Origin of the sequence: Nocardioides ureilyticus, from assembly GCF_051280745.1 — a bacterium.
GTDB lineage: Bacteria > Actinomycetota > Actinomycetes > Propionibacteriales > Nocardioidaceae > Nocardioides.
This window is the reverse complement of sequence record NZ_JBNCOG010000006.1, coordinates 20480-32973: the sequence shown is the minus strand read 5'-3', so window position 1 is coordinate 32973 and position 12494 is coordinate 20480. Positions and strand designations below refer to the sequence as shown.

The 12494-nt window shown below is 73.7% G+C and carries 9 protein-coding genes; 2 read left to right on the top strand and 7 right to left on the bottom strand.

The features are described from left to right. Nucleotides 1-105 precede the first annotated feature (105 nt). Complete coding sequence (locus ACSMHG_RS04845) at nucleotides 106-828, top strand: DedA family protein (RefSeq protein ID WP_435742295.1); 723 nt, start codon at nucleotides 106-108, stop codon at nucleotides 826-828. A gap of 66 nt (nucleotides 829-894) precedes the next feature. Here ACSMHG_RS04845 and ACSMHG_RS04840 read toward each other — a convergent pair whose 3' ends face one another. Both ACSMHG_RS04840 and pyrE read right to left on the bottom strand, forming a co-directional pair. Then, on the bottom strand, nucleotides 895-1578 hold the full coding sequence (locus ACSMHG_RS04840) for a DedA family protein (RefSeq protein ID WP_435742294.1): 684 nt from the start codon (nucleotides 1576-1578) through the stop codon (nucleotides 895-897). Then, nucleotides 1575-2117 (bottom strand): orotate phosphoribosyltransferase, encoded by a 543-nt coding sequence (gene pyrE / locus ACSMHG_RS04835; protein WP_435742293.1) that lies wholly within the window; start codon nucleotides 2115-2117, stop codon nucleotides 1575-1577. Before pyrE ends, ACSMHG_RS04840 begins: the two co-directional genes overlap by 4 nt. A 40-nt stretch (nucleotides 2118-2157) precedes the next feature. Between pyrE and ACSMHG_RS04830 the strand changes: the two genes are divergently transcribed. Further along, entirely contained in the window at nucleotides 2158-3324 is a 1167-nt protein-coding gene (locus ACSMHG_RS04830; RefSeq protein WP_435742292.1) for a pyridoxal phosphate-dependent aminotransferase, read from the top strand. A gap of 122 nt (nucleotides 3325-3446) precedes the next feature. Here the strand turns inward: ACSMHG_RS04830 and ACSMHG_RS04825 are convergent, their stop codons facing one another. The 5 genes from ACSMHG_RS04825 to cobN all read right to left on the bottom strand — a co-directional run bounded on the left by ACSMHG_RS04825 (nucleotide 3447) and on the right by cobN (nucleotide 12411). Next, nucleotides 3447-4109, bottom strand: a complete 663-nt coding sequence (locus ACSMHG_RS04825; RefSeq protein WP_435742291.1) for a hypothetical protein — start codon at nucleotides 4107-4109, stop codon at nucleotides 3447-3449. An 88-nt stretch (nucleotides 4110-4197) separates the two neighbouring features. Further along, nucleotides 4198-5319 carry a hypothetical protein gene (locus ACSMHG_RS04820; protein WP_435742290.1) on the bottom strand — a complete coding sequence of 374 codons (1122 nt, stop codon included), beginning with the start codon at nucleotides 5317-5319 and terminating at the stop codon, nucleotides 4198-4200. 18 nt (nucleotides 5320-5337) lie between these two features. Further along, nucleotides 5338-7926, bottom strand: coding sequence for an ATP-dependent chaperone ClpB (clpB, locus tag ACSMHG_RS04815; RefSeq protein ID WP_435742289.1), 2589 nt, complete (start codon nucleotides 7924-7926; stop codon nucleotides 5338-5340). Nucleotides 7927-8054: 128 nt separating this feature from the next. Then, complete coding sequence (gene cobF, locus ACSMHG_RS04810; RefSeq protein ID WP_435742288.1) at nucleotides 8055-8813, bottom strand: precorrin-6A synthase (deacetylating); 759 nt, start codon at nucleotides 8811-8813, stop codon at nucleotides 8055-8057. A 7-nt stretch (nucleotides 8814-8820) separates the two neighbouring features. Further along, entirely contained in the window at nucleotides 8821-12411 is a 3591-nt protein-coding gene (cobN, locus tag ACSMHG_RS04805; protein ID WP_435742286.1) for a cobaltochelatase subunit CobN, read from the bottom strand. Between the last annotated feature and the right edge of the window lie 83 nt (nucleotides 12412-12494).

Sequence of the window (12494 nt, the reverse complement as noted above, 5' to 3'; positions counted from 1 at the left end):
GGCGCTCGCCGGTCCTCGTCCACGGGGCCCGACCCTAGGCCGCGCGGTCGTAAGACACCTCTTGCCGGGGCCGACACCGTCGGACGGGGGCGTTACGCTTCAGGAGTGTCGACGCTGCAGCCGCTGGTGCTGGGTCTAGAGCTCCTGGATCCGGCGTGGCTGCTGCAGCAGTTCGGCGCCGAGCTGTTCTGGATCAGCCTGCTGATCATCTTCGTCGAGTGCGGTCTCTTCTTCCCGTTCCTGCCCGGCGACAGCCTGCTCTTCGCGGTGGGCATCTTCATCGCCACCGGCCAGATCGACCTCTTCCCGGGCACCCGACTGGCCGAGCTGGGCATCGCCATGACCCTGATGGTCGTCGCCGCCTGGCTGGGCAACGTCACGGGCTACGAGATCGGCCGCCGGATGGGGCCGTCGGTGCGCGAGCACGACGGGCGGCTGCTGCGGCGCAAGCACTTCGACCAGACCGAGGCGTTCTTCGACCGCCACGGCAACCAGGCGCTGGTCATCGGGCGGTTCGTGGCCTTCGTGCGCACCTACGTCACCGTGGTCGCCGGCATCACGGGCATGGCGCGGCGGCGCTTCTACGTGTGGAGCCTCATCGGCGGCGTGTCCTGGGTGCTGCTCATCACCGCCCTCGGCTACTTCCTCGGGCACACCGTGCCGTGGCTGGAGAGCAACATCGACCTGATCTTCCTGGTCATCCTGGCCTTCACCGCGGTGCCGATCGCGTTCGAGTGGTGGCGCAAGCGCCGCGCGCCCGCCGTGGCGATGGGCGCCGCGACCGTCGTGGTGCCCGCCGTGGAGCCCCCGGGCACCGACGCCGCCTGACCCCCACCGTCGAGGTGGGAGCCCCGCACGGTCGAGGTGGCGCGCCCGCACGGCTCCTCGGGACGGTCAGCCGCCGGCGGGACGCTGGTGCCGGATCGAGCGGACCCGGTTGACCAGCCACCAGCACGCGAGGCCGACGACGACCGCGATGACGACGTACTGGAAGGTGCCGGCGTACCCCTCGACCCGGTGCCACTGCTCGCCCAGCCAGTAGCCGGCGAGGACGAAGACGACGTTCCAGATCGCGCTCCCGGCGAGCGTGAGCCCGAGGAACTGCCACGCCGGCATCCGCTCCACCCCGGCCGGGACGGAGATCAGGCTCCGGAAGATCGGGATCATCCGGCCGAAGAAGACCGCCTTGCGGCCGTGGCGGTCGAACCACCGCTCGGTCCGCTCCAGGTCCTCCAGCTTGACCAGCGGCAGCCGCTCCCAGATCCAGTACATCCTGCGCCGGCCGACGACGGCACCGAGCAGGTAGAGCACGGCGGCGCCGACCACCGACCCGGCCGTGGTCCAGAACAGGGCCGAGGCGAGCGAGAAGCTCCCCTGGCTGGCGGTGAACCCCGCCAGCGGCAGGATCACCTCGCTCGGCAGCGGCGGGAAGAGGTTCTCGAGCGCGATGGCGACGCCCGCACCCGGGGCGCCGAGCCGCTCCATGAGGTCGACCGCCCAGCCGGCGACACCGGTGAGCTCCTCGCCGTCCCCGGAGGTCCCCGCGGCGGCGAGGGCGATCAGGCCGGCCGTGATCACGCGGTGGCTGCCCGGGCGGCGTCCAGGTCGGCCTTGGTGAGCACCGCCCGGACCTCGAGGCCCACGTCGGCCAGCGGGTTCTCCCCCGCCGGGCTGCGGTCGATCGCGCAGACCACGACCTCGACGACGGCACCGGCCTCCCGGAGCGCCCGCGTCGCGTCGCGCACGGCGCCGCCCGTGGTGATCACGTCCTCGACCAGGGTGACCCGCCGGCCGGCCACGTCCGGGCCCTCGGCCAGCTTGCAGGTGCCGTACTCCTTGGCCTTCTTGCGGACGAAGAGCGCCGGCGTGCCCGTCATCCCGCTCACCGAGGTCGCCAGCGGCACGCCACCCAGCTCCAGCCCGCCGAGCAGCTCGGTGTCGTGCGGCAGCAGCTGGACCATCTCCCGCGCGACCCGCTGCAGCAGGATCGGGTCGGCCTCGAAGAGGTACTTGTCGAAGTACTCCGAGGCCACCTGGCCCGAGCGCAGCGTGAAGGTGCCGGTCAACCGGCAGCAGGCGTCGATGTCGGCGGCGAGGGCGTCGTCGGTCGTCGTCACCGGCCCATCATGGCGCACGGCCGTGCGTACCCTGGCAAGCGTGCTGACTCCCCGGACGGCCACCCGCCTGCAGGGCATCCCGCCCACGATCTTCACGCGGATGTCCGCGCTCGCGCAGCGCACCGGCTCGGTGAACCTGGGCCAGGGCTATCCGGATGTCGACGGACCCCCGTCGGTCGTGGAGCGGGCGGTCGAGGCGCTGCGCGGCGGCGCGAACCAGTACGCGCCGGCGCCCGGCGTACCGGAGCTGCGGCAGGCGATCGCCCGCCACCAGCAGCGGCACTACGGCCTCGAGCCCGACCCCGACTCGGAGGTCGTGGTGACGACCGGCGCCACCGAGGGCATCGCCGCGGCGCTCCTCGGCCTCGTGGACCCGGGCGACGAGGTGGTCGTGCTGGAGCCGTACTACGACTCCTACCTGGCGATGATCCAGATGGCCGGGGGCGTACGCCGCCCGGTCACCCTCCGCGCCCCGGACTACCGGCTCGACGTGGACGAGCTGCGCGCCGCCGTCGGTCCGCGGACCCGTGTGCTGCTGCTCAACACCCCGCACAACCCCACCGGCACCGTGCTGACCCGCGAGGAGCTGGCCGCGGTCGCCGAGGTGGCCGTCGAGCACGACCTGGTGGTCATCACCGACGAGGTCTACGAGCACCTCACCTACGGCCACGAGCACGTCCCGCTCGCCACGCTGCCGGGGATGTGGGAGCGGACGCTCACCCTGTCGAGCGCCGGCAAGTCGTGGTCCTTCACCGGCTGGAAGGTCGGCTGGGCGAGCGGTCCCCCGCCGCTGGTGCAGGCGCTGCTGTCGGCCAAGCAGTGGCTGACCTTCACCTCGGGGTCGCCGCTGCAGCCGGCGGTGGCCCACGCGCTCGACGAGGAGTCGGCGTGGCCGGGCGAGCTGGCCCGCGAGCTGGAGCAGCGCCGGGACCTGCTCTGCACCGGCCTCGCCGAGGCCGGGATGGAGGTGCGCGTCCCGGAGGGGACCTACTTCGCGCTCACCGACGTGTCGTCGTACGGCTGGGAGGACGGCACCGCCTTCTGCCTCGCGCTGCCCGAGCGCGCCGGGGTCGTGGCCATCCCCGCGCAGGCCTTCCACGACGACGCCGAGGCCGGCCGGCACCTGGTCCGCTGGGCGTTCTGCAAGCAGCCGGGCGTCATCGAGGAGGGGCTCGACCGGCTGCGGCGGGCCGACCTGCGCGCCTGAGCCCACCCGACCAGGGCCGGGTGCGTGGTCTCGACAGGCTCGACCACCGATGGACGGAGGCTCGACCACCGGGAACCGGGATCGGGCGGCGTGGTCTCGACAGGCTCGACCACCGATGGCTGTCAGTACTGCGTGGTTCCCGGCGGCAGGTGGTGCTGCTGCGGCGAGCGGCGGGCGTACCAGTCACCCGCACCACCGGTGAAGAGCAGCACGATCACCGCGATCGAGGCGAACAGCGTGACCGCGGAGACCAGGGAGAGGATCGCGAGCAGGCTCAGCAGGGCGCTGATCGCCGAGCTGACCACGAGCATGATGCGGCCCGCGTTCGAGCGGCGCATCGCCATCACGGCCAGCACGCAAGCGACCAGGCACCACACCGTGAGCACCGCCATGCCCACCCCGAGCATCCCGGCGAGCTCGCCGCCGGTCGGCATGTCGAGGTCCCGGAAGGCCGGGTCGGTCTCCAGCTCGCGCGTGATGTCGTCGGCCAGCGAGTCCTGGGCCACGAACATCGCAATCGCCGTCAGCCCGAGCAGCAGTGCGCTCGTGCCCGCGGTGATCCAGGTGATGATCGCCGCGGCCGTCACCGTCCCCGGACGCCGGTCCGGGTCGCGGCTGCCGTCGCCCGCGCCGTACGCCGTCGCGCCGGGCTGGGCCTGCCCCGGCTGCGAGTAAGGGTTCGCGTAGGGGTTCGGGCCGCCCGGCTGCTGGCCCGGCTGCTGGCCCGGCTGCTGGCCGTAGGGGTCCTGGCTCGGCGGGGGCGGGCCCCACGGGGAGTTGCTCATGCGCCGCATGGTTCCAGATCGAGGTTTCCGGCGCGCGACGACCAGCCGACCACGAGTCGCCCGATCGCGGGGCCGGGCGGCCGCCGGCTCAGCGACGGGTGCAGAACGCCTTGACGTCGGCCCGGTTGAGGAGCACGACGGTGGCGACGGCGGCCGCGAAGGGCAGCACCATGAGGGGGTTGGTGAGCACGCTGACGACGCAGAACAGCGCCGCCAGCAGGGCGGAGACGACCAGCGCGATCCGGGCCCAGGCGACGCCCCGCCACACCAGGCCGGCGAGGACGGCGGCCAGCAGGCTCCAGAGCACCACGGCCGCACCGGTGACGAGCACGGTCGTGCGCACGCCGTCGTCGGACAGGCCGGCGTCCGCGAGGTCCGGGTTGGCTCGGAGCTGGTCCAGCACGAACTCCGGCGCCACCAGCATCACGAGCACGCTCATCAAGGCGCCTGCGGCCGCGAGGCCCGTGGCGGTCCAGGTGAGCGCGCACGCCCAGACCAGGCCGGCCGGGCGGCGCCCCGCCGCAGACCCGCCGGCGCCGGGGCCGCTGGCCGGGTGGCCCGCCGAGGGGGCCGGGACGACGTCGGTCGCGGAGCCGGGTGCGCCGGCACCGGCACCGGCACCGGCACCGGGCGACCCGAAGCCCTGCCAGGCCCGCGGCCCCTGGTCGGCGGGGTCCGAGCCGCCCGAAGGCCGTGGTGCCCCCGCGTCAGGCGCCGGCACGGCACGGCGCTCGTCGACGTCCTGCCGGGGAGCCGAGCTGCGCGCAGCGGGGCGCTCGGGCGGGGTGGTGCCGTCGAACCAGGCGCGGGTGGGCTGCATCCACAGCATCGCCACCGCGGCCGCGACGACCGACGACATGAAGCCGCCCGCGGCCAGCCCGGTCAGGAAGAGCGGCACCGCGAGGACGGAGAGCACCAGCCGCGCGCTGCGCGAGCGCTTGAGCACCTGGTAGCCCAGGATGGCCGACGCCGCCGCGCACGCGCCGGCGACCATCGACAGCACCCGGAGCAGGTCGAGGACGCCCTCGGTGTCCATCCCCAGCCCCTCGCCGGGCGGGCTGGCGACGAACTCCTCGACGGCCTGCCGGGTCTCGAGGCTGGTGAGCCCGGCGACCCGTTCGAAGATCGTGAGGACCACGAACAGCGAGCCGCCCATGATGAGCCAGGCCGCCACGGTGGCCTGGCGGGGACGGACGGGCTCGGTGCTCATGGTCCCCATTCCATCAGGTCAGCCCGCACGCAGCTGCAGCCCCTCGTCGCCGACGTCCACCGAGACCGACCCGCCGTCGACCACCTCGCCCCCGATCAGCATCCGCGCCAGGGGGTCGCCGATGGCCGACTGGATCAGCCGGCGCAGCGGCCGGGCGCCGTACGCCGGGTCCCAGCCCTTCTCGGCCAGCCAGGTCTTCGCGGCGTCGGAGACCTCGATCGCGACCCGCCGCACCGCCAGCCGCTGCTCGAGGAGCCCGAGCTGCAGGTCGACGATCCGGGTGAGGTCGGCCAGCGACAGCGCCTCGAAGGTGACGATCTCGTCCAGCCGGTTGAGGAACTCCGGCTTGAAGGAGGCCCGGACGACCGCCAGCACCGACTCGCGCTTCTTCTCCGGGTCCAGCGTCGGGTCGACCAGGTAGCTCGAGCCGAGGTTGCTGGTGAGGATGAGCAGCGTGTTGCGGAAGTCGACGGTGCGGCCCTGCCCGTCGGTGAGCCGGCCGTCGTCGAGCACCTGCAGCAGGATGTCGAAGACCTCGGGGTGCGCCTTCTCCACCTCGTCGAGGAGGACGACCGAGTACGGACGCCGGCGCACGGCCTCGGTGAGCTGGCCGCCCTCGTCGTACCCGACGTAGCCGGGAGGCGCACCCACGAGGCGCGCCACCGAGTGCTTCTCGGAGTACTCGCTCATGTCGATGCGGACGATCGCCCGCTCGTCGTCGAAGAGGAAGTCGGCCAGCGCCTTGGCGAGCTCGGTCTTGCCCGTGCCGGTGGGGCCGAGGAAGAGGAAGGAGCCGGTCGGGCGGTTCGGGTCGGCGATGCCCGCCCGCGAGCGGCGTACGGCGTCGCTCACCGCGGTGACGGCCTCGCGCTGGCCGATCAGCCGCTCCCCGATGACCTCCTCCATCCGCAGCAGCTTGGCGGTCTCGCCCTCGAGCATCCGGCCGGTGGGGATGCCGGTCCACGCCTCCACGACGTCGGCGACCTGCTGCGCGCCGACCTCCTCGCCCACCAGCGGCTCGCTGGTGGTCTTCTCGACCTGCTGGGCGTCCTCGATCTGCCGCTCCAGGGCCGGGATGCGGCCGTAGAGGATCTCGCTGGCCTGCCCCAGGTCGCCCTCGCGCTGCAGCCGCTCGGCCTCGATGCGCAGCTGGTCGAGCTGGCGGCGCAGCTCGCCCTCGCCCTCGAGGGACTGCTTCTCGCGGTCCCACCGCACCTCGAGCGCGCGGAGCTCCTCCTCGCGGTCGGCCAGGTCGGCGCGGAGCCGCTCGAGCCGCTCGACCGAGGCCTCGTCGCTCTCCTTCTCGAGCGCGAACTCCTCCATCTTCAGGCGCTCGACCAGGCGGCGGAGCTGGTCGATCTCCTCCGGGGAGGACTCGATCTCCATCCGCAGCCGCGACGCGGCCTCGTCGACGAGGTCGATCGCCTTGTCGGGCAGCTGGCGGCCCGGGATGTAGCGGTCGGACAGCGTGGCGGCCGCGACGAGCGCGGCGTCGGTGATGCGGACGCCGTGGTGCGCCTCGTACTTCTCCTGGATTCCGCGGAGGATCTGGATGGTGTCCTCGACGCTGGGCTCCCCGACGAAGACCTGCTGGAAGCGGCGCTCGAGCGCGGGGTCCTTCTCGATCCGCTCGCGGTACTCGTCGAGCGTCGTCGCACCGATCATGTGCAGCTCGCCGCGGGCCAGCATCGGCTTGAGCATGTTGCCGGCGTCCATCGCGGAGTCGCCGCCGGCGCCCGCGCCCACGACCGTGTGCAGCTCGTCGATGAAGGTGATCACCTGGCCGCCGGCGTCCTTGACCTCCTCCAGGACGGCCTTGAGCCGCTCCTCGAACTCGCCGCGGTACTTCGCCCCGGCCACCATCGCGGCCAGGTCGAGGCTCAGCACGCGGCGGCCCTTGAGGGAGTCCGGGACGTCGCCGGCGACGACGCGCTGGGCGAGGCCCTCGACGACGGCGGTCTTGCCGACGCCCGGCTCGCCGATCAGCACGGGGTTGTTCTTGGTGCGCCGGGAGAGCACCTGCACCACCCGGCGGATCTCGGAGTCGCGGCCGATGACCGGGTCGAGCCGGCCCTCCTCGGCTGCCTTGGTGAGGTCGACGGAGTACTTCTCGAGCGCCTCGTACGTCGACTCCGCCTCCTGGCTGGTCACCCGGCGGTTGCCGCGGACGGCCGTGAGCCCCTCGCGCAGCCCCTGCTCGGTGAGGCCGGCGTCGGCCAGCACCTTCTGGGCCGAGCTCTCGGTGCCGGCCATCGCGATCAGCAGGTGCTCGGTGGCGACGTACTCGTCCTTCATCGACCGGGCGAGGTCGAGGGCGCCGGCCAGCACGCGGGTGAGCGCCGCCGACGCGGCGGGTTGCTGGACGGTCGCGCCCGAGGCCTTCGGCAGCCGGTCGCGCTCGGCGACGGCGGTGTGGACGAGCGTCGGGACGTCGACGCCGGCCTTGGCGACCAGGTTCGCCGCGGTGCCACCCTCCTGCAGGAGGAGGGCCACGAGCAGGTGGATGGGCTCGGTGGAGCTGTTGCCCGCCGTCGTCGCGGCGAGCTGCGCGGCCTCGACGGCCTCGCGGCTACGGGTGGTGAACTTGTCGGCACCGAACTGGGACATGCAGGTCTCCTCCGCGTACGCCCGGGCGGGTGGCGTCGATCGTGCCCGTCGACGCCCCGACCCGGTCAAGTTGAGTCTGCTTCACTCAACTTATCTGTGTCGGCGATTGTTCCCGCATCCGGCTCGGGTCAGCCCGGGCCCCGCAGCAGGTAGGTGTCCATCACCCAGCCCGCCCCCTCCACCGCCCGACGGCGGGCGGTGCGCACGTCGTCGAGCACCTCGCCGAGCCGCCCCGCGACGATCTCCTCGCTCGGCGTGCCGAGGTTGGCCCCCCACCACAGCGACCACTCCTCGAGCCCGAGGCCGGCGCAGGTGAGGTGCCCGTCGAGCATCACGACCACGTTGTCGTGGCCGGCGGCCACCGCCTCCGCCAGCCGCCGGCCGGTCGTCACCAGCACCGGGCGACCGACCTCGTGCAGGACGATCCGGTGCCGGGCGGCGAGCAGCTGGGGAGCAGCGATGCCCGGCACCACCTCGACGGCCAGCGCCAGCCGGTCCCTCAGCCGGTCGACCACCCGCAGCGTCGAGTCGTAGAGCGACGGGTCGCCCCAGACCAGGAACGCCGGGTCGCCGGGGCGCTCGCGCAGCACCTGCTCGTACGCCGCGACGCGCGCCTCGTGCCAGGCGGCGACGGCGTCGCCGTACGCGGTCGTGTCGGCGGGCCGCCGGTCCCGCGCGGGGTCCGGCACCGCCACCAGCGGCAGGCCGACGGCCTCGCAGACGGCCCGGCGCACCGCCAGCAGCGGGTCGCCACCGCCGGCGTCGCCTCCCTTGTCGCCGCCCTTGTCGGCCGCGACCACGTAGGCCGAGGCACGCAGGGCCGCGACCGCCTCGGCCGTCAGCTGGTCCGGCCCCGAGCCGAAGCCGACGACCCGCACGGTCCTCATCGGGGGCTCACCGGTCCTCCAGCTCACCCTCGAGCTCGAGGTAGACCTCCTGCATCGCGGCGATGGTCGCGGGGTCCGGCTCGGCCCACAGGCCGCGGTCGGCCGCCTCGTGCAGCTTCTCGACGATCCCGCGCAGCGCCCACGGGTTGGAGCGGCGCATGAAGTCCTGGTTGGTCTCGTCGAGGACGTACTCGCGGGCGAGCGACTCGTACATCCAGTCGTGCACCACGCCGGCGGTGGCGTCGAAGCCGAACAGGTAGTCGACGGTCGCGGCCAGCTCGAAGGCGCCCTTGTAGCCGTGCCGCTGCATCGCACCGATCCACCGCGGGTTGACCACCCGGGCGCGGAAGACCCGGTTGGTCTCCTCCTGGAGCGTGCGGGTGCGGACCGCGTCGGGGGTGGTGGAGTCACCGACGTAGGCCTTCGGGTCGGCGCCGGTGAGCGCGCGGACGGTGGCCACCATCCCGCCGTGGTACTGGAAGTAGTCGTCGGAGTCGGCGATGTCGTGCTCGCGGGTGTCGACGTTCTTGGCGGCCACCTTGATCCGCCGGTAGGCCGTGCGCATGTCGTCCGCGGCGGCGACGCCGTCGAGCCCGCGGCCGTAGGCGAACCCGCCCCAGGCGGTGTAGACCTCGGCCAGGTCCTTGTCGTCGCGCCAGGTGCCGGACTCGACGACCTGCAGGATGCCGGCGCCGTACGACCCCGGCTTGGAGCCGAAGATCCGGGTGGTCGCGCGCCGCTCGTCGCCGTGCTCGGCGAGGTCGGCGTGGGCGTGGGCGCGCACGAAGTTCATCTCGTCGGGCTCGTCGAGGCCGGCGACGAGGCGGACGGCGTCGTCGAGCATCGCGACGACGTGGGGGAAGGCGTCGCGGAAGAAGCCGGAGATCCGCACGGTGACGTCGATGCGGGGGCGCCCCAGCTCCTCGAGGGGTACGGCGTGCAGGTCGCGGACGCGGCGGGAGGCCTCGTCCCACTCCGGGCGCACACCGAGCAGCGCCAGCACCTCGGCGACGTCGTCACCGGAGGTCCGCATCGCCGAGGTGCCCCAGACGCTGAGGCCGACCGAGGCGGGGAACCCACCGGTCTCCTCGACGTAGCGCTGGAGCAGCGAGTCGGCCATCGCCTGGCCGGTCTGCCAGGCCAGCCGCGACGGCACGGCGCGGGGGTCGACGGTGTAGAAGTTGCGGCCGGTCGGCAGGACGTTGACCAGCCCGCGCAGCGGCGAGCCGGACGGGCCGGCGGGCACGAAGCCGCCGTCGAGGGCGTGCAGCACCGCGTCGAGCTCGTCCGTGGTGCGGGCCAGCCGGGGGACGACCTGGGTGGCGGCGAACTCCAGCACCCGCACCACCTCGGGGTCGTCGTGGAGGGCGGCCGCCGCGGACGGGTCCCACCCGGCGGCGTCCATCGCCGCGACCAGCTCGCGCGCCCGGCGCTCGGCGTCGTCGACGGCGCTGGTCGGCTCGCCCTCCTTCAGGCCCAGGGCGGCCCGCAGGCCCGGAACGGCCTGGGCCTGGCCGCCGAAGACCTGGGCCGCGCGCAGGATGGCGAGGACCAGGTCGACCCGGGTCTCGCCGGCCGGCGCCTGCCCGAGGACGTGGAGGCCGTCGCGGATCTGGGCGTCCTTGATCTCGCACAGCCAGCCGTCGACGTGGAGCAGGAAGTCGTCGAACTCCTCGTCGTCGGGGCGCTCCTCGAGGCCGAGGTCGCGGTGCATCTCCGCGGCGTGCATCAGCTGCCAGATCTCGCCGCGGACCGCCGGCAGCTTGGCCGGGTCCATGGCCGCGATGTTGGCGTGCTCGTCGAGCAGCTGCTCGAGCCGCGCGATGTCGCCGTAGGTCTCCGCGCGCGCCATCGGCGGGATGAGGTGGTCGACGATCGTGGCGTGCGCTCGGCGCTTGGCCTGGGCGCCCTCGCCGGGGTCGTTGACCAGGAACGGGTAGACCAGCGGCAGGTCGGCGATGGCCGCGTCGGTCGCGCAGGAGGCCGACAGCGCGGCGTTCTTGCCGGGCAGCCACTCCATCGAGCCGTGCTTGCCGAGGTGGACCACGGCGTGCGCGCCGAAGCCGCCCTCGGCGACGTCGGCGCGGAGCCACCGGTAGGCCGCCAGGTAGTGGTGGGAGGGGGCGAGGTCGGGGTCGTGGTAGATCGCGACCGGGTTCTCGCCGAAGCCGCGGGGCGGCTGGATCATCAGGACGACGTTGCCGGCCCGGATGGTGGCCAGCACGATCTCGCCGGCGTCGTTGGTGAACAGGGTGCCCGGCGCGGCGCCCCACGCGTCGGTGATCTGCGCGCGCAGGTCCGCGGGGAGGTCGGCGGTCCACGCGGCGTACTGCTCGGGGGTGATCCGGACGTGGGCGTCGGTGAGCTGGGCGTTGGTCAGCCACTCCTCGTCCTGGCCGCCGGCGGCGATGAGGGCGTGGATGAGCGCGTCACCGGCCTCTGTGTCGTCGTCGAGGTCGAGACCCGGCACCTCGCCGGGCGCACCGAGGTCGTAGCCGGCGTCGCGCAGCCGGCGCAGCAGCCGGATGGTGGAGACCGGGGTGTCGAGCCCGACGGCGTTGCCGACGCGGGAGTGCTTGGTGGGGTACGCCGAGAGCATCAGCGCCAGCCGGCGCTCGGCCGGCGGGACGTGGCGCAGGCGGGCGTGGTTGACCGCGATCCGCGCGACCCGGTCGCAGCGCTCCGGGTCGGCGACGTAGTGCGGGAGCCCGTCCTCGTCGATCTCCTTGAAGGAGAACGGCGCGGTGATGATCCGGCCGTCGAACTCGGGGATGGCCACCTGGGTGGCGGAGTCCAGCGGGGTCACCCCGTCGTCGTTGGCCTCCCACTCCTCGCGGCTGCTGGTCAGGCAGAGCCCCTGCAGGACGGGGATGTCGAGCGCCGCGACCCGGGCGACGTCCCAGGCCTCGTCGTCCTCGCCGGCGCTCGCGGCGGCCGGCTTCGACCCGCCGGCGGCCAGCACGGTCACCACGAGGGCGTCGAGCGTGCCGAGCGCGTCGTACAGCTCGTCCGGCGCGGAGCGCAGCGAGCCGGCGAAGATCGGCACCCCGACCGCGAGGCCGGTGGCGTCGACGGCGTCGGCGAGCGCGTGCGCGAAGCCGGCGTTCCCGCTGACCTGGTGGGCGCGGTAGTAGAGGATCCCGACGCGGGGCAGGTTCTCCCTGAGAAGTGGACGCTCGGCCAGCCCCCAGGGCGCCACGACGGCCGGCGGCTCGAAGCCCTCGCCGGTGAGCAGCACGGTGTCGGAGAGGAACGCGTGCAGCTGGGCGAGGTTGGCCGGGCCGCCCTCGGCGAGGTACCGGTGCGCCTCGGCTGCCACGCCGACCGGGACGGTGGAGAGCTCCATCAGCTCCGCGCTCGGCTGCTGCTCGCCGCCGAGCACCACCATCGGTACGCCGGTGGCGCGGATCCGCGCGAAGCCGGAGCACAGGTCCTGGGGCGAGCCGAGGACCCGGCCGACGACGAGGTCGGCGCCCTCGATCGCCTCGGCCATGGACTGGTGCCCGGGCCGCGACGGGTTGGCCCAGACGTAGTCGGCGCCGGAGGCCCGGGCCGAGAGCAGGTCGGTGTCGGAGGTGGAGAGCAGCGCGATTCGCACGGGGGTTTCTCCTCGGGGTTCTCGCCCCTGGTCGTCGGAGGTCCCGTGGCCAGTGTCTGGCTGTGCCGGCCGCCCGGTCCCGG

Coding starts and splice junctions, on each gene's coding strand:
- cobF (WP_435742288.1), bottom strand. CDS start 8,813: ATGAGGACCGTGCGGGTCGTCGGCTTCGGCTCGGGGCCGGACCAGCTG.
- ACSMHG_RS04825 (WP_435742291.1), bottom strand. CDS start 4,109: ATGAGCAACTCCCCGTGGGGCCCGCCCCCGCCGAGCCAGGACCCCTAC.
- clpB (WP_435742289.1), bottom strand. CDS start 7,926: ATGTCCCAGTTCGGTGCCGACAAGTTCACCACCCGTAGCCGCGAGGCC.
- ACSMHG_RS04820 (WP_435742290.1), bottom strand. CDS start 5,319: ATGAGCACCGAGCCCGTCCGTCCCCGCCAGGCCACCGTGGCGGCCTGG.